Origin of the sequence: Pseudomonas rhodesiae, from assembly GCF_013285305.1 — a bacterium.
Taxonomy (GTDB): Bacteria; Pseudomonadota; Gammaproteobacteria; order Pseudomonadales; family Pseudomonadaceae; genus Aquipseudomonas; species Aquipseudomonas rhodesiae.
On sequence record NZ_CP054205.1, the window covers coordinates 3,921,873 to 3,942,028 of the forward strand.

At 63.2% G+C, this 20,156-nt stretch carries 20 protein-coding genes; 6 read left to right on the top strand and 14 right to left on the bottom strand.

Translation table 11 applies throughout. The features are described 5' to 3' along the window. Nucleotide 1 precedes the first annotated feature (1 nt). Entirely contained in the window at nt 2-670 is a 669-nt protein-coding gene (locus HRH33_RS17645) for an ABC transporter ATP-binding protein (RefSeq protein ID WP_167417939.1), read from the bottom strand. Between the two features lie 235 nt (nt 671-905). Between HRH33_RS17645 and pmrG the strand changes: the two genes are divergently transcribed. The 4 genes from pmrG (at nt 906) to HRH33_RS17665 (ending at nt 6,131) form a co-directional block, all read left to right on the top strand. After that, nucleotides 906-1,619 carry a lipopolysaccharide core heptose(II)-phosphate phosphatase PmrG gene (pmrG, locus tag HRH33_RS17650; RefSeq protein WP_052198946.1) on the top strand — a complete coding sequence of 238 codons (714 nt, stop codon included), beginning with the start codon at nt 906-908 and terminating at the stop codon, nt 1,617-1,619. 184 nt (nt 1,620-1,803) lie between these two features. Next, nucleotides 1,804-3,459 carry a lipid IV(A) 4-amino-4-deoxy-L-arabinosyltransferase gene (gene arnT / locus HRH33_RS17655; protein ID WP_167417940.1) on the top strand — a complete coding sequence of 552 codons (1,656 nt, stop codon included), beginning with the start codon at nt 1,804-1,806 and terminating at the stop codon, nt 3,457-3,459. Further along, nucleotides 3,459-4,979 (top strand): ArnT family glycosyltransferase, encoded by a 1,521-nt coding sequence (locus HRH33_RS17660; protein ID WP_173603534.1) that lies wholly within the window; start codon nt 3,459-3,461, stop codon nt 4,977-4,979. The genes arnT and HRH33_RS17660 overlap by 1 nt, the downstream gene beginning before the upstream one ends. A gap of 372 nt (nt 4,980-5,351) precedes the next feature. Further along, a complete protein-coding gene (locus tag HRH33_RS17665; RefSeq protein ID WP_034137834.1) occupies nt 5,352-6,131 on the top strand; it encodes a helix-turn-helix transcriptional regulator in 780 nt (259 codons plus the stop codon). Between the two features lie 81 nt (nt 6,132-6,212). Here HRH33_RS17665 and HRH33_RS17670 read toward each other — a convergent pair whose 3' ends face one another. The 4 genes from HRH33_RS17670 to HRH33_RS17685 all read right to left on the bottom strand — a co-directional run bounded on the left by HRH33_RS17670 (nt 6,213) and on the right by HRH33_RS17685 (nt 9,648). Continuing rightward, nucleotides 6,213-7,139: a pyridoxamine 5'-phosphate oxidase family protein gene (locus HRH33_RS17670; protein WP_167417942.1), complete on the bottom strand. Its 927-nt coding sequence runs from the start codon at nt 7,137-7,139 to the stop codon at nt 6,213-6,215. Between the two features lie 80 nt (nt 7,140-7,219). Then, the gene (locus HRH33_RS17675) at nt 7,220-8,086 is read right to left on the bottom strand and encodes a LysR substrate-binding domain-containing protein (RefSeq protein WP_167417943.1); all 867 of its coding nucleotides are present in this window, start codon (nt 8,084-8,086) and stop codon (nt 7,220-7,222) included. After that, a complete protein-coding gene (locus tag HRH33_RS17680; RefSeq protein WP_167417944.1) occupies nt 8,086-9,006 on the bottom strand; it encodes a LysR family transcriptional regulator in 921 nt (306 codons plus the stop codon). The genes HRH33_RS17675 and HRH33_RS17680 overlap by 1 nt, the downstream gene beginning before the upstream one ends. A 9-nt stretch (nt 9,007-9,015) precedes the next feature. Then, nucleotides 9,016-9,648 (bottom strand): glutathione S-transferase family protein, encoded by a 633-nt coding sequence (locus HRH33_RS17685; protein WP_167417945.1) that lies wholly within the window; start codon nt 9,646-9,648, stop codon nt 9,016-9,018. A 232-nt stretch (nt 9,649-9,880) separates the two neighbouring features. Here HRH33_RS17685 and HRH33_RS17690 point away from each other — a divergent pair, with 232 nt between their 5' ends. Together HRH33_RS17690 and HRH33_RS17695 are read left to right on the top strand one after the other, a co-directional pair. Beyond that, nucleotides 9,881-10,957 carry an aldo/keto reductase gene (locus HRH33_RS17690; protein ID WP_034137839.1) on the top strand — a complete coding sequence of 359 codons (1,077 nt, stop codon included), beginning with the start codon at nt 9,881-9,883 and terminating at the stop codon, nt 10,955-10,957. A 181-nt stretch (nt 10,958-11,138) separates the two neighbouring features. Beyond that, the gene (locus tag HRH33_RS17695; RefSeq protein WP_167417946.1) at nt 11,139-12,344 is read left to right on the top strand and encodes a DUF1835 domain-containing protein; all 1,206 of its coding nucleotides are present in this window, start codon (nt 11,139-11,141) and stop codon (nt 12,342-12,344) included. 875 nt (nt 12,345-13,219) lie between these two features. Here the strand turns inward: HRH33_RS17695 and gspD are convergent. From gspD to gspG, 9 genes are read right to left on the bottom strand one after another with little or no spacing between them, the layout of a single operon-like run. Then, nucleotides 13,220-15,439 (bottom strand): type II secretion system secretin GspD, encoded by a 2,220-nt coding sequence (gspD, locus tag HRH33_RS17700; protein WP_167418460.1) that lies wholly within the window; start codon nt 15,437-15,439, stop codon nt 13,220-13,222. Next, on the bottom strand, nt 15,436-15,960 hold the full coding sequence (locus HRH33_RS17705; protein ID WP_167418461.1) for a general secretion pathway protein GspN: 525 nt from the start codon (nt 15,958-15,960) through the stop codon (nt 15,436-15,438). The genes gspD and HRH33_RS17705 overlap by 4 nt, the downstream gene beginning before the upstream one ends. Continuing rightward, on the bottom strand, nt 15,957-16,568 hold the full coding sequence (gspM, locus tag HRH33_RS17710) for a type II secretion system protein GspM (protein WP_167418462.1): 612 nt from the start codon (nt 16,566-16,568) through the stop codon (nt 15,957-15,959). Before gspM ends, HRH33_RS17705 begins: the two co-directional genes overlap by 4 nt. Beyond that, nucleotides 16,543-17,586, bottom strand: a complete 1,044-nt coding sequence (locus HRH33_RS17715; RefSeq protein WP_167418463.1) for a type II secretion system protein GspL — start codon at nt 17,584-17,586, stop codon at nt 16,543-16,545. The genes gspM and HRH33_RS17715 overlap by 26 nt, the downstream gene beginning before the upstream one ends. Next, nucleotides 17,583-18,308, bottom strand: coding sequence for a general secretion pathway protein GspK (locus HRH33_RS17720; RefSeq protein WP_040268841.1), 726 nt, complete (start codon nt 18,306-18,308; stop codon nt 17,583-17,585). The genes HRH33_RS17715 and HRH33_RS17720 overlap by 4 nt, the downstream gene beginning before the upstream one ends. Continuing rightward, on the bottom strand, nt 18,305-18,934 hold the full coding sequence (locus HRH33_RS17725) for a prepilin-type N-terminal cleavage/methylation domain-containing protein (RefSeq protein ID WP_167418464.1): 630 nt from the start codon (nt 18,932-18,934) through the stop codon (nt 18,305-18,307). The genes HRH33_RS17720 and HRH33_RS17725 overlap by 4 nt, the downstream gene beginning before the upstream one ends. Further along, nucleotides 18,931-19,287 carry a prepilin-type N-terminal cleavage/methylation domain-containing protein gene (locus HRH33_RS17730; protein WP_034098999.1) on the bottom strand — a complete coding sequence of 119 codons (357 nt, stop codon included), beginning with the start codon at nt 19,285-19,287 and terminating at the stop codon, nt 18,931-18,933. Before HRH33_RS17730 ends, HRH33_RS17725 begins: the two co-directional genes overlap by 4 nt. Continuing rightward, the gene (locus tag HRH33_RS17735; protein ID WP_167418465.1) at nt 19,284-19,715 is read right to left on the bottom strand and encodes a type II secretion system protein; all 432 of its coding nucleotides are present in this window, start codon (nt 19,713-19,715) and stop codon (nt 19,284-19,286) included. Before HRH33_RS17735 ends, HRH33_RS17730 begins: the two co-directional genes overlap by 4 nt. Before the next feature lie 3 nt (nt 19,716-19,718). After that, the gene (gene gspG, locus HRH33_RS17740) at nt 19,719-20,144 is read right to left on the bottom strand and encodes a type II secretion system major pseudopilin GspG (RefSeq protein ID WP_034111054.1); all 426 of its coding nucleotides are present in this window, start codon (nt 20,142-20,144) and stop codon (nt 19,719-19,721) included. Between the last annotated feature and the right edge of the window lie 12 nt (nt 20,145-20,156).

A 20,156-nucleotide genomic window follows, 5' to 3' on the forward strand; every position in this document is an offset into this window, starting at 1 on the left:
CTCAGACCGCTCCCGCCGCTACGACCTGGCCGCGATGCAGCACTACCTGGCGATCCAGTCGTGCAGCGAGGCGTGGGCTGTGGGTGACCATCAACAGGCTGGTGGGGCTGTCGCGCAACAGGTCGAGCATCAGTTGCAGCACCTCGTCGCTGGTGGCTTCGTCGAGGTTGCCGGTGGGCTCGTCGGCCAACAACAGCCGCGGACGCGAAGCCAGCGCACGCCCCACCGCGACCCGCTGCTGCTGGCCGCCTGAGAGTTGCTCCGGGTAACGCCTCAGCAAATCCCCCAGGCCCAGGCGCTCGATCAATTGGGCCTGCCAATGGGAATCGAAACGCCCCGCCAGCCGCGCCTGGAATGCCAGGTTGTCGGCCACGCGCAAACTGCCGATCAGGTTGAATTGCTGAAACACCAGGCCGATGTCCGTGCGCCGCCAGTGCGCCAGTTGCGCCTCGCTCATCCGGTCCAGGCGCTGTTCGCCGATCTGGATACGGCCGCTATCGACTCGATCCAACCCGGCCACCAAATGCAACAGCGTGCTCTTGCCGCTGCCCGACTCCCCCATCAACGCCAAGCTGCTGCGTGCGGCCAGGTGCAGATCGACACCGGCCAGCACCGTCAACGGGCCCTGAGGAGTGACATAGCTTTTAAACACGCCTTGCACCTGCAACATGGGAGCACTCGTTTGATGGGTGGCCATCGAGGATAACGGCTGCGGTCCGAGCCCACGCAAATTTTTCACATGGATTTCACCGGACGGCCACCCGTCACTCTTTAAATTGCCGGCCAAGCGTCATCCGTCGGCAACTTGTTAGTTGTTACGCCTGGCAACTTTTAAACGCTCCATGTTCAGCGAAAAGACAGCCGCTCTGTGACAGCTTCTGGCTCCACTCAAGGCACTCGCCAACATGTCGCGCCCAATAAATAAAACGCTGGCGACAGCGCCCAAGGTGAATGAAGTGGTTGACCTGACCCTGACCAAGCCACGCGCACACCGACACTTTCTCAAGCGCTTGTCAGCGCTCTGGCTGGGCATTGCGGTAGTTGCCTTGCTCGTGACTGCTTTCATGAACTGGCCCTTATCGCCACGGGACTTGGGTGTCGGCAATCGCCTGCTGAGTTCATCGGTGTTACCGCTCTGGCGCGATGGCGACTTGATCGTACTGGTGCGCCATGAAGAGCGCTGCGACCGTTCGAGCAACCCGTGCCTGGGCCCCGTCGAAGGCCTGACGATCAAAGGCAGCCAACGCGCCGAACAACTCGGCAAAGCCTTTAAATCCTTGGGCATGGAAGGCAGCGACGTGCTCGCCAGCCCGGCTATTCGTACCGCCCAGACGTCCCGCTTCATGTTCGGCAAGACCGATGTTACCGCCAGCCAGCAAGCCGTCTGCGGCGCGGCCATGGGCGAGGAATTGCTCAGCCATAAACAGCCCGGGCGCAACCTGGTGTTCGTCACGCACAGCGGCTGCATCGCCGACTTTGAAACCCATCTGGGCTACCCCCGTGCGCGGTTTCCCGAGTACGGCAGTGCACTGTTCGTGCAAGTTCTGCCCAACGGTAAGTTCAAAACCCTGGGCATTGTTAATAACCCCGATTGGCCCGCTGCCCTCAAGCAACTTTAAGCACAGTTACAACGACCGCCACAGCGTGTTCAGCAAAAAGACAGCCCTGTTCTGGCATGTTGAATTGCGTCTTTAAATCACGACGCCATGACTCTTTCTCGCCACTTAGTGAACGCTTTGGTTCTTCCGCTATGACTTTATTAGTTCAAACAGTCTCCATAAAACGTCAAGGAGCGACGTTGCCATGCCCCGCATAAAACCGTTGCACCTGCTGTTATTGGCCTTCGCAGGGTTTTATCTGCTGCCCTTGGGCCTGCACGGTTTGTGGACGCCGGATGAAACCCGCTACGCCCAGGTCAGCCAGCAAATGCTGCTCAGCGGCAACTGGGTGGCACCGCACTTTATGGGCATGCGCTATTTCGAAAAACCCGCCGGAGGCTATTGGCTGATCGCCCTGGGCCAAGCCGTGTTCGGCCAGAACCTGTTCGGCGTGCGCATCGCCTCGGCCCTGACCAGCGGCCTGAGTGTGTTGCTGGCCTATCTGCTCGCCCGCCGCCTGTGGAATGATCCGCGCAAAACCTTCGCCTGCGCCCTGCTCTACCTGAGCTTCGGCTTGATCGCCGGCCAAGCCGGGTATTCCAACCTCGATCCGCTTTTCACGCTGTGGGTCAACCTGAGTCTGGTCGCGTTGTGGTTTGCCCTCGACAGTCAAACACTGCCTGGCCGACTGAGCGCCTGGGCCATCGTGGGGCTTGCCTGCGCCATGGGCTTTATGACCAAAGGCTTTCTGGCCTGGGCGCTACCTGTATTGATCGCGGTGCCCTATATGCTCTGGCAACGGCGCCTGGGGGAATTGCTACGCTACGGCCCACTGGCGGTACTAGTGGCGGCGCTGGTGTGCTTGCCCTGGGTGTGGGCGATTCATGTGCAGGAACCGGATTTCTGGCGCTTCTTTTTCTGGAACGAACATATTCGCCGCTTCAGTGCCGAGGATGCGCAGCATGTGCGGCCGTGGTGGTTTTTCCTGCCAATCATGGCTGTGGCGTGCCTGCCCTGGGCGGGGCTGCTACCCAACACCCTGCGCAAGACCTGGCAGGAAAAAACCCAGGCCCCCATTCGCTTCCTGGCCCTGTGGCTACTGCTGCCGCTGGGATTCTTCAGCCTCAGCAACGGTAAGCTGCCGACCTATATCATGCCGTGCCTGCTGCCGCTCGCCCTGCTCATGGGGCACACCTTGATCGACCTGATCAGCCAAGGCAAAGCCCGGTCGATCTGCCTTAACGGCCTGCTTAATTTCGCCATTGGCATGGCGGCGATGATCGGCCTGATTTACCTGCAAATCGCCCGACCGCTATACGGCAATAGCCATGCCGAGATGTTCAGCCTGTCCCTGACCTTTATCGTGCTGTTGGTGTGGATTCTGACCAACCTGCTGCAAGCCTTCCGCCCGTTGACGCTGTGGGCCATGCCGACCCTGGGCATCGGCCTGCTGGTGGTACTGCTGCCGGCCGGCATGCCGGCACTGATCACCGACAACGAAATGCCCGACCAATTCGTGCAAGAACACCTGGGCGAACTGCAGCAAACCAGCGCCTTGCTGAGCAACCAACTGGAAAGCGCCAGCGCCCTCGCCTGGCGCCTGCAACGCCCTGACGTGACGCTGTACAACACCGAGGGCGAATTGCGTTACGGCCTGCAATACCCCGATGCCGCGCAGCGTAAGGTGGACGTGACGCAGGTTCAGGACTGGCTCAAAGAGGCCCGCCGTCACGGCCCGGTCGGCGTGCTGCTGCGGGTCGGCAGCACCAGCGAAATGGCCGAGGCTGGGCAACTGCCGCTGGGTGGTAAACGCTATAACAAAGGCTATCTGGAACTGACCCTGTACCCGCAGGTGCCCTGATGCCGGTCTATCCTCGCAGCGAACGTAGCGCCTTGCTGTTACTGCTCGGCGTCTGTGCCCTGTTGCTGTTGTGCGGGCTCGGCGCGCGTGACCTATGGGGGCCGGAAACCCGTTGGGCGAACATTGCCTTGCAGATGTTGCAGAGCGGCGATTACTTCGACCCCTACCTCAAAGGCGCGCCGTATTACGACAAACCCCTGCCCTCCTACTGGATGATCACCGGCATGGCGCACCTGATGGGCGGCCTGGGCCCGTGGTCGCTGCGCTTACCCTCGGTCATCGCTGCGTGGTTGAGCGTGTGGCTGATCTACCTGCTCGGCGAGCGCCTGTTTCGCAGAGGCACCGGTCTGATCGCGGGCTGGATGCTCGCCACCACGTTCTACTTCCTGTTCTGGGCGCGGGTGGCCACGGCGGATGTGCTGACTCTGTGCGGCGTCCTCGCCGCCGTATGGTGGTACTGGCGTGGGCCGGACGACACACGGCTGGGACGTTACACCGTGTTCTGCCTGTTACTGGCAGCGACGTCGCTGTTCAAAGGCTTGATCGGCGTGGTGCTGCCAGGCCTGGTGTTGCTGCCGCACCTGCTCAGCAAGCAGCGCTACAGGCAGCACCTCAACCTGCGCTTGTTACTGGCCGCACTGATTGGCGGCGCGGCATATGCGGTACCGTTCGTGTTATCTCACCTCTACGGCGCAGCGACTTACGGCGAGAGCGGCCTGGCGTTGGTGTTCCGGGAAAACGTGGTGCGCTTCTTCGATCCCTTCGACCACATGGGGCCGATCTACACCTACCTGATCTACCTGCCCGCCTACACCCTGCCCTGGACGCCGTGCTGGCTGCTGGGTCTGTGGCTGGCCGTGCGGCACTGGCGCCATACGCTTGCCAATGTGCGCTGGCTGGTTTGGGGCTTGGGTCTGTTGTTTGTGTTTTTTACCGCCAGCGGCAGCCGACGCAGTTACTACGTGCTGCCGCTGGTGCCATTCGCCCAGCTGTTGGCCGCTTGGTGGTTGAGCGAACGCCTGGCGAAAAAGCCGGCCAGTGGGACGCGCTGGCACAAGGGTTTCGCCATCGCCGCCGTGGTGATGCTCGGTGTGCTCGGCGTGGCCTACCCCTGGAGCAACGGCAATGGCGGCGTCACCCGCTTTGCCAAGGATGTACGCACCGAGGCGGTCAAAACCGCGCCGTGGGATCAATGGCAGATGGTCATGTTGGAAGTCGACAACAAGGTGCCCCTGTACCTGCAAAACCAAGGCAACGCGTTCTACTACGTCAGCCAGGCCCAAAACTTCCCGCGCCAAGGCGACAGCGCCGCGTTCATGGCTTGGCTGGACACCACCAGCGGCCGGCACTTCGACCCAGAGCGCACGATTATCGTCACAGCGTTCTCCAAGGACGACCCGACGCCACTGGCGTACCTCGCCGCAGACCATCAGGTCATCACGACACAACCGGATAACGGCGAACGGCTGTTCCGGGCGAGGCAGGACGGCAGCAAAGCATTCATTCCGCGCCAGCCCTGAAAGGGGCGATTGACTTCACTGCCGCCCTCTTGCCCCGATATCCAAACGAATAGGTCCCCACCCCTGAAGCCCGACGGCTGAAACGATTAAAGCGCTGTAAGACATTGGCTACTGATTGGCGAGGTCAACCAGAATGCTTGCCTGTCTCTCGCTAAATATTATCAATAAATTTCATATAGTTAGGATAAATCAAAAATCTGACCCCCAGATCCATATCCGGAAATGCCCTTCAGAAACGTCGAATTAATGACGCGATTTTTATGGCACGTTGTCTACCTCGTTTCAGCTGGATAAGTAGGATCAGGCGCTTATGCTTCAAGCAAACTCCCAGGGCGGCCATTAACAGTGCTGAACCTTGACGCTCGGCGGGCCATGGATGCCCAGCCACACGAACCCGAGAGCCCACATTTCTACGCGCAACTGGGCGAGGTGATTGCCCATAGCGGCCACGCCCATTTCGCCGACCATCTGCTGCAGTTGGTCAACCGATCGGTGCCTGCCCAATGGGTCGACCTCAGTGAGTGGACCCTGGGTGAATTGCCCGGGCACGTCCTCGACATCAAGCGGCTGGGCAGCGCCGGCCACCCGCACGCACGGCCGCCATGCCTGACGTCGGGGCAGGACCAGCCGTTGCTGCGGGACATGCTCGACATGCAGGACCCGTTGCTGATCCAGATAAACCCAAGGATCAACAACCTACACCAGTGCCACCTGGTGTCACGCCAAGGCAACCGACGCTGGGTGATCTCGCTGTACCGATCCGACACCGAACGCGGCTTTGCCTTGGCACAACTGTCATTCCTCAAGCGACTGTCGGATACCCTGCTGCCGCTGCTCGAACACCACGTACAACTGCTGCATCAGGTACCGCGTAATCCGGATCACGCGCTGCCCGAACAATCGCAGTTGCACCGTGCGTTCTACCAACGCCTGTCCCTGGACGCCGTCAGCCTGTCCGCGCGCGAGCAACAGGTGTGCCTGGGCCTGTTGACCGGCGGTACCGTGCCGCAGTTGGCGCAAAAGCTCAGTGTGAAAAACAGCTCGATCGAAACCTACTTCAAACGCGCCGCCACCAAGCTGGGCGTCAGCGGCCGGCACGGGTTAGCCAAGTGGATGATCGGCGCGGCAGCGTCTGGATACGAAGCAGGATGAAGCCAGGTCCGCCCACCACAGAAGTCTCACCCTTCACACCTGGCCCGCTGCTCATCCTATTTGCAGTTGCCACAGAAACGATCACCCCATCGCCAGACTGAACGGCGAGAACTCCGCAAACCGCCAGCGCAAGGCCAATGCCGCCGGGCGCCGAACCCTGTGCTCCACGGTCACTGTCCACACGCGCTGGGCGCCTTCGAACAGCGCCACTTGCGGCCCGTCCAGGATCAGCGTGGTGCGCCCGACAAGCTGCAACACATCCCCCGTGTCGAAATCGATAAACAACAGCCCTGCCACCGGGTTGGCCGCCAGGTTGCCCAGGGTGTTGAAAAACAGGTTGCCGGCGTAGTCGGGAATGGTCAGCACGTTGCCGTCGACGCGCACGAAACCGGTATTGCCGCCCCGGTGGGAAACGTCCACCGCGCGCTCGCTGCCGGTGTCGACGTAACTGGCGACGAAGAAGGTGTCGGCGTTGCGAATCAGGTGCTGCGCGGCGGCATCCAAGTGATCGTAGCGCTCAACCGCACTGCCCGGTTTGCGGGCGACGCCTTCGACCGGGCGCAATTGGATGTACTTGGGGCAATTACCGAAGGTGTGCACCACGTCCACCGACAATCCTTCGTGGTCAAGGGCGCCGATGCGGCCATTCATACGATTGCGACGACGGGTATTGAGGTCGATGCCGAGTACGCCCACCGACGCGCCCTGATGCAGCCCCGCACGGGCCGGATCGCCCGCCGAGGGCAGGCTGTCGATCTGCAAGCGCTGCGGGTCGGGCGAATGCACAAAGCCCGGCGCACCTTCCACCAGGGTCGCCCAGGGAAGGCCTTGCGCATCCACCGCGCCCAGCACCAGGTACGGCAGCAAGGGGTAGAAATCCCGGTGCTGTTCGGGCAAGTGGTCGCGAATCACCTTGGGCCCGACCATCGCCATGCGCTCGGCAACGCCGGCGCTGTGCTGCATCTGCCGCTCGCCGGCATGCCAAGGGGACTGTTCGATCGGGTTCATAGGGCCACCTCCAATTAGGGATAGGCGAATGCTGCGCCCCAATACGCGACGAGGGAATCACCACCTCCAGCAATCCACTGTTACGCCAACTGAAATGCCGGATGCCCGCGCAGCGCGCTCACACAGTGTTCGACAAAACTGCGCACGCGCATCGGCGCCTGCCTGCCCTCGCGGTACACCACCTGCACCGGCAGCGGTGGTCCGTCGAAGTCCGGCAGCACGCGGCGTAGTGCGCCGCTGAGCAAATGCTCATGCACCGGATAACTGAGGCACTGCAACAATCCAGCGCCCTGTACGGCGGCATTGATCGCGCCTTGCACCGTGGAACAGGCCAGACGTGCGCGGGTGCGGAACGGGTCGTGGGGGGCGGGGCTGGCGATCAAGCGATGCTGCTTGAGTTCATCGGGGTGGTTGGGGTCACCGTGGGCAGCCAGGTAATCGGGGCTTGCGCACAGAATGGGTCGCACCTGCCCCAAAGGTCGCGCGATCAGCGCTGAGTTGGGCAATTCGCCCACCAGGATCGCCACATCCAGCCCCTCCTCGTGCAGGTTAGGGTGAGGGTCCTGATAGCGCACCCGCAAGCGCATGTCGGGGTAGTTCGCCAGATAGTCGGCCAATACCGGCGCCATCACGTAGCGGCTGAACAGTAACGGCAAGCACACCCGCAGGCTGCCCTGAACCTGCATCTGCAAGCCCTTGGCCGAGGCTTCGGCGGCGTCGACGGCGGCCAGCAACCGCACGCAATCGGCCAGGTAGGCGGCGCCGGCAGTGGTGAGGCTGACGCCGCGGGTGCTGCGCCGCAACAACGCTACCCCCAGACGCGCCTCCAAACGGGCAATGGCGCGCACCAAGGTCGGGCCGGACACCCGTGCAGCGCGCGCCGCCGACGCCAGGCTAGGTTGCCCGGCCAGCGCGGCGAACAGCTGCATGTCGCGATAACGCTCCATCAAGGCGAGTGCCGGTGGGACGGGTTCAGCGCAGCATCCTGGCTCAGGCGCTGGCTGAGAAAGTCGACAAAGGTGTTGACCCTGGCCGGCACGCGCCCACGGTTGTGGAACACCACCTGGATCGGCAGCGGCGGCGGCTCGAAGGCGTCCAGCACAATCTCCAGCTCACCGGCCGCGACCGCCGCCGCGACCTGATACGACAGCACACGCGTCATCCCCCAGCCTAGGCGCGCCAGGTGGATCGCCGCGTTATTCGCCGAGACCACCAGGCGTGGGGTAATCGGCACCGTCAGCGAGCGACCGTCGTCGACGAATTGCCATTCGCTGACCACTTGGCTGGCGGACGAGGTGGCAATCGTAGCCTCGCGCAACTGCCCGGGATGTTCGGGCCGGCCATGCCGCTCCAGATAGCCTGGCGCAGCACATACCACGCGGCGCACTTCGCCGACCTTGAGCGCCTGCTGCCCCGGCTCATGCAGATGGCCGATACGCACGGCCACGTCGACACCTTCATCGGCCATGTTCACCACACGATCGACCAGCAGCGCGTTGATCGTCACTTGGGGGAATCGGTCAAGGTATTCGCCCAACAGCGGCGCCACATACAGCTCGCCGAACAGCACCGGGGCGGTCACCGTCAGGTGGCCCCAGGGGCTGGCGTAACTGCCCGCCGCCGCCTCCTCGGCCTCGTCCAACTCGGCGAGGATGCGTCGGCAATCTTCCAAATAACGCTGGCCGGCTTCAGTCAGGTGCAGGCTGCGGGTGGTGCGCGCCAGCAGCTGTGTGCCGAGGCGTTGTTCCATCGCGGCGATGGCACGGGTCACGCTGGGGGGCGACGTATTTAACCGCCGTGCTGCCGCAGCGAAGCCCTGCTCCTCGGCCACCGCCAGAAACACCTGCATTTCATGAAATCGGTCCATTGACGCTCCCTAGCTCGATTGCAAACCGACGGCTGTGCGCGGCATACCGACAAAACCCGGCAGGGCTTCGATGCGCCCCAACCAGGCGCGTACCTGAGGGTAGTCGGCCAACGACACATTGCCTTCCGGCGCGTGAGCTACGTAACTGTAGAACGCCACATCGGCAATGCTCGGCTGCTCGCCCACCAAAAACGGTGTCTGACTCAGTTGCTGCTCCAACAGGCTCAACAACCCATGAGCCCGGCTGATGGCCAACGGCGCATCCACATCGGCGCCAAACACCACCGCCAGCCGCGCGGTGGCAGGCCCTGCGTGCAGCGGCCCGGCGGCGGCCGACAGCCAGCGCTGGACCCGCGCCTGCCCCACCGGGTCACTCGGCAGCCATTGGCCGTTACCGTACCGGCTCGCCAGGTACACCAGGATCGCATTGGAATCGGCCAGCACCACGCCGCCGTCATCGATGGCCGGCACCTGACCGAAACTGTTGATGTTGGCCAGAAACGCCGCGCTTTTATGCGCGCCCTGCTTGAGGTCGACCAGGATAAATTCACTGGGCAGCCCCAACAGCGACAACATCAGCTCGACTCGATGGGAGTGGCCGGACAACGGAAAACCGTAGAGTTTGATCGTAGGCTGAGACATGACAGGCTCCAAAAAAGTAGTGGGTAGGCAGCGCTGACCATCTTCCAGCGCTGCTGCCACCGATGGAATCACCACGCTTCACAATCGAGTATTTCATCTGGCGAAACAATGCCTATCCACATGTATCCAGCACAGCGATGCAGCAGGCGTATCGAGGTTTCATGGAAAAAATTCAAACTATCGCCAACTGCACGGCTCAGAACTTCACGTTCAACGTTTAGCAGGAGGCGACATGCAGTATCGACAACTGGGCCATTCGGGTCTGCTGGTATCCGAAATCATCCTGGGCACCGTACCGTTTGGCGGCCGCGCCGAGTTTGAGAAATGCGGCAGCGTCGACGTGCCCCAGGCCAGACGCATGTTCGACATCGCGTTCGACGCCGGGGTGAACATGGTCGACACCGCCGACCTCTATTCCCATGGCTTGGCCGAGGAAGTGGTCGGCAAGGCGCTGGGCGACAAGCGCAACGACATCCTGCTGGCCACCAAAGGGCGCAGCCCGGTGGACAACAACCCGAACAACTCCGGCTCGTCGCGCTATCACTTGATCCGAGCCTGCGAAGCCAGTTTGAAGCGCCTGGGCACCGACCATATCGACCTGTATCAGTTGCACAACTGGGACGGTATGACGCCCATCGAGGAAACCCTCGAAGCCCTGCGTTTGTTGGTGGGTTCGGGCAAGATCCGCTATTTCGGCACCAGCAATTTCACGGCCTGGCAAATGATGAAAACCCTGGGCAAAGCCGAGTTGCACGGCATGCTCAAACCCATCACGCAACAGATCTACTACACCCCGGAATCCCGCGAGGCCGAGTACGAGTTACTGCCGCTGGCCCTCGATCAGCACGTGGGCACCCTGGTGTGGGGACCGATGGGCGAAGGTCTGTTGACCGGCTCCACCCGCCGAGGGCAAAAGCCGCCGGCCAATACCCGCCAGGGCAGCGACTGGCCGGAACCTTACGTGCATGATCAGGAGCGCGCGCTGGACATCATCGAAACCCTCGCCTCGGTAGGCGACGAGCACGGCGTCTCGGTGGCGCGTACGTGCCTGGCGTGGCTCAAGGATCGTCCGGGCATCACCTCGTTGATCGTCGGCGCGCGCACCGAGGAACACCTGCGCGATAACCTGGCGGCCACCGAGTTGAAGCTCACCGAGGCGCAATCCTCCCGCATCGAAGCCGTGACACGGCGCCAGCCGTTGTACCCGTACTGGCACCGCTTCACTGCCGGGATCGATCGCTTTGATCCGGCCGAACAGCCGTTCCTGGCCGAACACCGCAAGACCCTGGACGCGCGCCAGGACAAGTGAGGCAAAGCGGCCCTCTGCGTGAGGGCCGCCTTGCAATCGCCTGCCATGCTGCCTATATTTGCGGCCTGGCGCGATCCACGCCACCTTCCGCGGAAAGGGCTGCGCCCAGGACACCGCAACACCCATCCGATTGCTACGACTCCCCACCTGACAGCGGAAAAAGGTAAGCCCAGGAGCTCGTATGTCGCCACTTCCTATCACCTCCACCACCGATGGTCGCCTCAACCTTGAGCAGCAGCGCAAGCGCGCCAAGGAATTGCTGCCGCAGCTCAAAGCCCAAGACCCCGGTGCGACCTTGTCCCAGGCCCAATGGCAGATCGCCAAGCAGTTGGGGTTCAGCAGTTGGCCCAAGCTCAAGGCCCATGTCGACGCCCTTGACTTTGCCGCGCGCCATCCCGATTTCCACGCCAGCGACGAAGCCCGCACCACCCATTGGCGCTGCGGCAGTGACATCGCCCACACCTTGCAACTGGCCGGGTTCCAGGGCCAGTTCCGCATGCTCACCGACCCGCTGTGCATGGGCCCGGTACGCGACCTTCCCGCCGAGGCGTTTCGCGCTCTACGCAGCGCCTTTATCAGCCAGGCCTTCGCCCTGGACTTGGCCACCGTGGCGCGCCGGGTCGACGATGAATATCAGCAATTGCAGACGCTGGCCGACGACACGCCCAGTGTGTTGTGGTGCGAAGCGGACGCGTATGACCAGCTGTTCCTGATCCGCGTCCTGGCCAGCCTGGACCGTGCTCCGCGCCAGTTGGAGTTGATTGAAGTGGCGCAGATTCCAGGCGTCGAACGCTTTATCGGCATCGGCCAACTGGCCCCGGACGTGCTCGCCTGGCTGTGGCCACAGCGGCGCTTGATCGGTGACGACGCGGTACAACTGGCCAAACAGGCCTGGTCGGCCTATTGCGATCCGTCACCGCTCAAACTGGCGCAACTGGCACACGCCCATCACCCCGCCCTGCCCTTGCTGGGCCCGGCCTTGTTGCGTCAGTTGCAAGAATTGCCTGGCGCCCAGGACGGCCTGTCGCTGACCGAACGCCTGGCCTTGACCAGCCTCGCCGACACCGGGCCCATGCCCTTCGGGCGTGTATTCGCCGACCTGATGGCCAAGCGCGAACCACTGCCGTTTCTGGGGGACATGATGTTCCATGCGCTGCTCCGCCCGCTCATCGATGGCGCGCAACCGTTACTTACCGAAAGCGCAACACAACTGGAATGGCCCCGTCGCATGTTGACGCTGACGCCCCTGGGCCATCAGGTGCTCAGCGGCCAAGCCTATTGGCCCGACCACGCCTCACACGAACGCTGGGTCGGCGGCACTTGCATCCGCCCCGGCGAGCCGCATTGGGTGATCGACCATGCGCTGCGGCCGCTCTGGAAGACCTGAGAAAATAGGTTTTTTTGTGGTGAGCGGGCTTGCCCCGCGCTGGGCTGCGAAGCGGCCCCCAAGCCAAGCCCCTCGGTGTGCCCGATAAAAACACAGTGTCTGGAGTGGGGCTGCTTCGCAGCCCAGCGCAGGGCAAGCCTGCTCACCACAACGTTATGTGTCAGCCTCTGCGCCTCTGATATGCCCTTATCCGAGCATCGGTATCCACACATCCTCGGTGAAACATAACCTGAGAAAATGCGATTTTTGTAGTGAGCGGGCTTGCCACGCGCTGGGCTGCGAAGCGGCCCCAAAACCAAGCCCCTCGGTGTGCCCGATAAAAACACAGTGTTTGAAGTGGGGCTGCTTCGCATCCCAGCGCAGGGCAAGCCTGCTCACCACAACGTTATGTGTCAGCCTCTGCGCCTCTGATATGCCCTTATCCGAGCATCGGTATCCACACATCCTCGGTGAAACATAACCTGAGAAAATGCGATTTTTGTAGTGAGCGGGCTTGCCACGCGCTGGGCTGCGAAGCGGCCCCAAAACCAAGCCCCTCGGTGTGCCCGATAAAAACACAGTGTTTGAAGTGGGGCTGCTTCGCATCCCAGCGCAGGGCAAGCCTGCTCACCACAGCGTTATGAGCCAGCATTTATGATTGGCTTAGATATCTACACATCTGCGGTGAAAACAAAACCCGAGACCATGAGTTTTTTGTGGTGAGCGGGCTTGCCCCGCGCTGGGCTGCGAAGCGGCCCCCAAGCCCAGCCCCTCGGTGTGCCCGATAAAAACACAGTGTCTGAAGTGGGGCTGCTTCGCAGCCCAGCGCAGGGCAAGCCTGTTCACCACAGCGTTATGAGCCAGCCTTTGCGATGACGCAGGCAGTTCAAACCTGCTTACTGAACAGGCCGCAACAACTGCATCTGCTGGCGATAGTCATCCGTCACTTGTCGCGCCTGGCTGCTGCTGGTGATCACCCTCGGTGTGATCAGCACGATCAATTCCGTGCGGTCCTTGGACTTGCTGGTGTTGCCGAACAACCAGCGCAATCCCGGAATTTTCCCAAGGTAAGGCACCGCACTGACACTCTCGGCATTGTCCTGTTTGATCAAGCCGCCGAGCAGCACCGTTTGCCCGCTCTGCACCGCGACTTGGGTCGAGACCGAGCGTGTGGAGATGCGCGGATTATTTTGCGTGTCGCTGTTGACGGCCTGGTCCTGGGCGTCGCTGACCTGCTGCTGAATGTCCATGTACACCAGGCCGCCCGGATTGATGCGCGGCACCACGTCGAGGATCACACCGGTTTGCACGTATTCGACGCTGCTCAAGGTGGTGTCGGAGGTACCGGTGTTGACCGTGGTCTGGCTGATGGGGATGTTGTCGCCCACTTGGATCTGCGCCGGTTGGTTGTTCATCACCACCAGCGACGGCGCCGACAGCACTTGGGTACGGCCGTTGGTTTCCAGGGCGTGCAGGGCCACTTGCAGGTTGGAGCTGACGAAGGAATAGAACAACGAATCCGTCGCCCCCAGCCCTGCCCCGCCACCGCCCAGCGCACCTTGGCTACCGGCGGCGTTGGCCACGGTGGTGCTGGTGGAATTACCGGCCAGGCGCCCCAAGTACCACTGCACGCCCAGGTCCAGTTCACCGGTGAGTTTGACTTCGAGGATGCGCGTCTCGATCTGCACTTGCAGCGGCGGGTTGTCGAGGCGTTTGATCGCCGATTCGATCTCTTTCCACTGCACTGGGCGCGTGCGTACCAGCAGTTGGTTGCTGCTCTTCTGCGCAGTGATGCGGGTGCCGGCGTCAAGGCTTTTGGCCGGGGCGCCTTCACTGACGTCCTGGGCGGTGCTGTCCTGATCGGCTTCGGGCTCCTGCTCTTCATCCTCCGCGGCGGGCGGGTTGTTATTGAGGTTGTTACTCAAGCCGCCCGGCGTACTGCCGGAGGTGCTGTTGGTGCCGGGGGATGACAGGGTCGCGGTGCGCAGGCCAGGGGCGACTTTAGCCGGGGCGTCGTCCTTGATCGCGCCCGTGCCGTAGATCTGTCGCAAGTACTTGGCCAGGTCGGTGGCCTTCATATTGCGCACGTCATACACGTACATTTGCGGCTCGTTGCCGCCGCCCTCATCGATGGTGTGAATCCAGTCGCCGACTTCGCTGAGGTACTGCGGCTGCGACGAGATCGCCACCACCGAGTTGGTCCGCTCAATCGGCAGGAAGCGCACCATGCCCGCCAAGGGCATGCCACTGTCGGGGCCGAACATCTTTTGCAGCTCGGGCATCAGCTCCGCCACCGAGGCGCGTTGCAGGCCAAACACACCCACGGACATGCCTTTGAGCCAGTCCACATCGAAGGTGTCGATGGTGTCCTGATAGTTGGCCAACTCTTCCGGAGTGCCAGCCAGGCTCAGTACGTTGCGCGCCGGGTCGACCAGCAAAAATGCATTCTCGCGAGCAAATGGCTTGAGCAGTTTTTGCATCTCGGTGGCCGAGATATAGCGCAACGGAAACAGCCGCGCCGACAGCCCGCTGGACGGCTGTGCCACGCGCATTTGCGGCACCAGTTTGCCCGCCACCGCCTGGCTCGCCGGCAGGATTACATAGCGGTTGCCCTGCTGGATCATGGCATTGTCGGTCCAGGACAACAGGGTTTCGAGGATCGACAAGGCCTGCTGCTTATTCACCGGTTTGGAGGTGGAAAAGCTGACAGTGCCTTTCACGCCCTGGGCGATGCTGTAGTTCTCGTGCAGCAGGTCGCCCATCACGCTGTTGATCACCGCTTCGATGGGCTGGTCGGCGAAGTTGAACACGATGTCGCCACCGCTCTCCTCGCGACCGGCGGGCGCGGCGCTTGGGGGGCGGACGAAGGACTGGTTGCCACGGATCAACTGGCGCTGGGGTGGGGTTTTCGCGCTGGGTTGGGGATTGTCGAGCGGTGCCTGTTGCGTTGTCGGGTCCACCGGCGGGCGTTGCGAACCGGTGCCTTGCAACGCTTCGTGCAACAGCGCCGGGTCGGCGTCCAGGTGCTCGGGAAAGGTCCCGCAGCCACCGAGGGTGACGGCGGTGGCCAGGCAAAACGCAGTGGTGCGCAAAGCGCCAGGGAAAGTATCGATCAAGGGGTGGACTCGTGAGGAAGGGTAATCGGGGGCGTCGTGGACGGCGGCGGCAAACGCGGGGTATTGAGGCTCAGGGTTTGCGTGCGGCCATCCAGCACAAAACGGGCGTCGCGTGGGGTGAGCTGTTCGAGTCGCCAGCCGTTGGGCAGGGTCTGACCCTGGTGGACTTTGAGCGGCGGGCCATCCGCGCGCTTGAGCAGCGCCACCCGCACGTTGCCATCCAGAAGGACGCCGGTCAGCACCAGGCTCGACAAGCCGGACACACCGGCCTGACCGACAGCGCGGTCAGGGCTGCGATCCGGGCTGAACAGTGGCGCCTGCCAGGTGCCGGCCAGGCTGTCGAGACTTGCACTCGGTGCATTCAGCACCTTGGGCGCGGCCTGGGTGCGCGCATCCGGCGCTGGCGCCGGCAGCCATTGGGGTGCGTCGCCGATGCTGCTGAGAATGCCGGCCATCAGCAGGCCCAACAGCGCGGCCACGCCGAGCAATACCCATTCGAGGGGGCGCAATGCACTGATCATGGCTGCACCTGCCGCGCGCTCGCCGGTTGCAGGTAGCCGCGCACCAACAGGTGTACCACCAGCTTGCCGGCACCGCCACTGACCGGCGCGTTCGGCGCGCGGCGGATGCTCATTTCATCAACGAACAGAAACGGCCGCTGGTATTCCAGCTCGTGCAGAATCGCGGTCAACGGCTCAATGGCGCAATTAAGCGTGAGGCTGACTTTGACCTGGCGATAGGGCTCGCTGTTGTCTTGTTCCGGGGTGATCGGCATGCGTTGGGTCAAGCTGCAACCGCCGCCGACAGTGGCGCGGCTGTTGATCAGGTCGGCGATGCGTTGCATCAAGTCGGCGGCCACCGCGCTGGGGTCATCGCCGGGCAATAGGCTGGTGCTGCTGGTGGGGTCCTGGCGCGCCTGCTGCAACTGTTGGCGCAGGCTGTCGGCCTGGCGCAGTACCCCGGCGTAGCGTTGTTGTTGCTCGCGTAACTGCTCGGCTTGCTCGCCCATAGCGCGCAAGGGGCCGGCGAACCAGCTGTCGATCAACAGCCAGTACACGGCGCCGAGTACCAGAGCCAGGCCGATCAGGGCGGCGCCACGGCGTTCACGGGGTGTCAGGGGTCGGCGCATCAGCGGCCTCCTGGTGCAGGTGGGCGCGCAAGGAAAACTGATCCTTGCCGGTTTGCGCATCGGGTTGGATCACCCCTTCGAACTGGGCGTTTTCCAGGCTGCGGCAGCCTTTGATCCGAGTGATCAGCGCGCTGGCCTTGGCGCTTTGGCCGGAGAAGGACACCTCGGCACCGTCGCTGACTTCCAACTGGTCGAGCCAGGTGTCGGGCGGGAGGCACGCGGTCAGTTCGTTGAGCAGCGCCGACAGCGGCGGTTGCGCCATTTTGCGGCGGATCAGGTACTGCGCGGCGCCGCGGGTATTAAGCAGTTGCTGGCGCAACGCTTGAACGTCGGCCACCTGCGCTTTTTGCTCGCGCACGCTCTGCTGCATGGCCTGCAAAACCCGTTGACGGTCATCGAGCCACAGCACCATGGCGCCGATCATCAAGGCGCCGCACAGCCACGGCAGGCTGCGCTGCAAGCCCTTGCCGGCTGGACGCTGACGGCGGCGCAGCGGCGGCGGCAACAGGTCGACGCCCAGGGCGTTGCCCACAGCGTCCTGCACATCCACGGCATGGGGCTGCAACCCCAGGGCGGCGCAGTCGCTGAGGATCTGGTCCAGACGCTCACGTAAAATCGCCACCACGGTCACGTCGACATGGGTCGGCGTACGGCGCTCCTGGCGGGCGACAAAGTACAGTTGGTCCGCATCGAACGGGGTAAAGCGATCCAGTTCATAACCGACCACCGTGGACAGATTGCGCGCCGTCGCCGGCGGCAGCCGCAGGGTTTGCATCAGCACCGCCTGCGGAGCCAGCAACAACACCTGGCGCACCTCCCCCACCACTGGCGGCACGGCGGCGGTCAGTGGCCAGTGGTAGAGCCGGTCGGGGATATCGTGCAGCGACAGCCAGCGCGGCAGGCAGCCACGCAGTTCCTTGAGCCACAGTCGCCAGCCCTGTTGCAACAGGCTGCCACGCCAGCGCTGGGCGATAGGCGCCGTAAGCGGCTGCAGGCGCGCCGCGAGGAAGTCATTCATTCTTGCCAACGGAGTACTCGATAAGGTTGGGCGCTGCCTTGCGCGGGGCTCAATAACACGGTGGCCTGCAACCGGGCGTGATAGCCGCCGGGCCGTTCGGCGTGGCTGTCGATCACCAGCACCTCGCCGGGGTCGGCGCCCACCGCGCTCAGGTGCGGCAGGTTCAGGGCACGGCGCATCAGGGCGCTGGCGAAGGCTGGGTCAGGCCGGTCGAGGCCGCTCCACAGGCTGATCTCGGGTACGAGTGCGCTGTACAGCGCCTGGGTCATGCCCGGTAATTGACGCAGTTCTTCCACCACGCGAAACGGCGCCAGGCCCTGGTTACGACGCACCTCCAGGTCCCGCGCCACTTGGTTGGCCTGGGCCTGGCTGGCACCACAGGCCAGGGCCAGGCGGGCAAAATCGGCCACCTCGGCGCTGTTCAAATACAACTTGCCGCGCTCGCTGCGCAGGCTGACGCGCAGCTGCGCATCGTCGAATACCAATGGGATTTCGCGCCCATCGGCGATCCACTGTTTGCGCTGCAACGGGTCGGCGAACGCCTGCATCGCCAGGGCGATACCCGCTTCGGCCGCGAGCACCGCCTGGGTGTGCTGGCGATGCCACGCCGCCTGACGGGTTTCCAGTTGCACCCAACCGGCCAGGCCGCCCAGCAGCAGGCTGAGCAACGCCAATACCCACAGCACCAGCAGCAACGCGACGCCGCGTTGATGGCGGATCATTCCGCGGCCCCGCTGGATAGGTTCAGGCGCAGCGCAATCACTTGGGTCACCCATGGCACCGGGCCGTTGACCCGCGCGGCGATTCGCACCGCCTGCGGCAAGCGCCGCGACCATGGCCAGTCACTGAGCCAGCCGGTCGGCTGGCCCTTGGGCGACAGGCCGCGATAGCTCATCTGCAGGTCTTCGACATCGCTGAGCAACACCTGCGGCTCGCCCCGCGAGGCCGGCACACTGACCTGGGCCGGCGACTCAAACCGCGCGAACGCCACCTGCAAATCGCGCTGCGCCTGGTCACCGGTCAACTGCAAGGTAAAGCGCTGGATGCCGCCGCCGAGCACGCCGGGCAGGGTTGCGACAAACTGCATGCGCTGGGCGCTGCCGACAAAGAAGCCATCGGTCTGGCTATCATCCTCGGTAACATCCAAGGGCAGCGCCTCGCTGATCGACGTACGCAGAAACTGCTGCGCCGCGCGTACTTCATCCAGGCTTAGCGTATACCGCTGAGCCTTGAGCACCGCGCGATTGGCCCCCAGCAGCGCGCCCCCGACCAGCACCAGCAGCACCCCCAGCAAGCTGATGACGATAAGAATTTCCAGCAAGGTGAAGCCCTGTTGTCGCGTGTTCACAGGCTCGCTCCGCGCAATTTCAAGGTGCTGAATTGCGCGCTGCGCGGGCCTTCGCTGACGGTCAGGTCGAGGCGAAACAAATGCGGCTGGCCGAGGCGTCCGGGTTGTTGGGCGATACGCAACTGCCAGGCGATGCCGTCCAGTTCGCCCTGGCGCACGCCGTTGGCGAGGGGCCCGGAGGCTTCCTGGTCCATCACGCTGAGGGCGGCGTGGCTGAGGCGGTCGCTGTGGGTCACTTGCAGCAACGAACGTGCGCTTTGGCCAAAGGCGACCAGCAGCACCGTGCTGCACAGGGCCATCAACAGCAGCGCAGCGAGCATTTCCAGCAAGGTGAAACCGCCTTGGTTTTTCATGGCAACGCCTTGGATTGCACGCTGCCGGTCAGCCAGCCGATATCGATGCGCCAACGCCGCGTGCCGTGGGCCAGTAGCAGATGACCGCCGGTGGAGCTGCCGTCGGGGTAGAACTCAATCGCGGAGCCGGCCTGTTCGGCGGTGTGCAGGGTCACTTGCAGCTCGGCGGGCCAATGTTTGCGTGGGCGATCCGGAGCTTGGAAGCTCAGTGTGTTCAAGTCGAACAGCGTGCTTTGCGTGGCGCCGCTGACAATCGCCCGCGCCCGTGTGCTGCGCAGCGCTTCAACCATCTGCCCTACCACCTGGCGTTCCTTGGCCGCGCGCAGGCCCTGTTGCAGGCCAAACCCTACCAAGCCGGCCGCGACGCTGATCAGCACGATCACCACCAGCATTTCCAGCAGGGTAAAGCCGCGTTGGCGGGCGGGCATGGGTTATTCCCAATTGCCCAGGTCGGCACTGTACCCATCGCCGCCGGGCTGGCCGTCCTGGCCGTAAAAAATCAGGTCGAAGGCGCCGTGTTCACCGGGGAAGCGGTAACCGAAGGCGTGGCCGAACGGGTCTTTGAGGTCCGACGGTTTGGCATACGGACCGGCCCAGCCGGCGCTGTTGGCGGGTTTGTCGACCAATTGCTGCAAGGTCTTGGGCGGCGAGCCGACGTCCAGGCCATAGCTTTCGATCTTCATGCTCAGGCTGGCCAATTGGGCCTTGCCCGCGCCGTACTTGCCCTTGTCCACGTTGCCGCCGACCTGGCGCACCACGATGGTCGCGACGATGCCCAGCAGCACGATCACGGCGAGCATTTCCAGCAAGGTAAAACCGCCCTGGCGGCGGGCGGGTTTGAATCGGGTATGGCGCATGGGAGTGGGTCC

Coding starts and splice junctions, on each gene's coding strand:
- HRH33_RS17645 (WP_167417939.1), bottom strand. CDS start 670: ATGTTGCAGGTGCAAGGCGTGTTTAAAAGCTATGTCACTCCTCAGGGC.
- pmrG (WP_052198946.1), top strand. CDS start 906: ATGTCGCGCCCAATAAATAAAACGCTGGCGACAGCGCCCAAGGTGAAT.
- arnT (WP_167417940.1), top strand. CDS start 1,804: ATGCCCCGCATAAAACCGTTGCACCTGCTGTTATTGGCCTTCGCAGGG.
- HRH33_RS17660 (WP_173603534.1), top strand. CDS start 3,459: ATGCCGGTCTATCCTCGCAGCGAACGTAGCGCCTTGCTGTTACTGCTC.
- HRH33_RS17665 (WP_034137834.1), top strand. CDS start 5,352: ATGGATGCCCAGCCACACGAACCCGAGAGCCCACATTTCTACGCGCAA.
- HRH33_RS17670 (WP_167417942.1), bottom strand. CDS start 7,139: ATGAACCCGATCGAACAGTCCCCTTGGCATGCCGGCGAGCGGCAGATG.
- HRH33_RS17675 (WP_167417943.1), bottom strand. CDS start 8,086: ATGGAGCGTTATCGCGACATGCAGCTGTTCGCCGCGCTGGCCGGGCAA.
- HRH33_RS17680 (WP_167417944.1), bottom strand. CDS start 9,006: ATGGACCGATTTCATGAAATGCAGGTGTTTCTGGCGGTGGCCGAGGAG.
- HRH33_RS17685 (WP_167417945.1), bottom strand. CDS start 9,648: ATGTCTCAGCCTACGATCAAACTCTACGGTTTTCCGTTGTCCGGCCAC.
- HRH33_RS17690 (WP_034137839.1), top strand. CDS start 9,881: ATGCAGTATCGACAACTGGGCCATTCGGGTCTGCTGGTATCCGAAATC.
- HRH33_RS17695 (WP_167417946.1), top strand. CDS start 11,139: ATGTCGCCACTTCCTATCACCTCCACCACCGATGGTCGCCTCAACCTT.
- HRH33_RS17705 (WP_167418461.1), bottom strand. CDS start 15,960: ATGATCAGTGCATTGCGCCCCCTCGAATGGGTATTGCTCGGCGTGGCC.
- gspM (WP_167418462.1), bottom strand. CDS start 16,568: ATGCGCCGACCCCTGACACCCCGTGAACGCCGTGGCGCCGCCCTGATC.
- HRH33_RS17715 (WP_167418463.1), bottom strand. CDS start 17,586: ATGAATGACTTCCTCGCGGCGCGCCTGCAGCCGCTTACGGCGCCTATC.
- HRH33_RS17720 (WP_040268841.1), bottom strand. CDS start 18,308: ATGATCCGCCATCAACGCGGCGTCGCGTTGCTGCTGGTGCTGTGGGTA.
- HRH33_RS17730 (WP_034098999.1), bottom strand. CDS start 19,287: ATGAAAAACCAAGGCGGTTTCACCTTGCTGGAAATGCTCGCTGCGCTG.
- HRH33_RS17735 (WP_167418465.1), bottom strand. CDS start 19,715: ATGCCCGCCCGCCAACGCGGCTTTACCCTGCTGGAAATGCTGGTGGTG.
- gspG (WP_034111054.1), bottom strand. CDS start 20,144: ATGCGCCATACCCGATTCAAACCCGCCCGCCGCCAGGGCGGTTTTACC.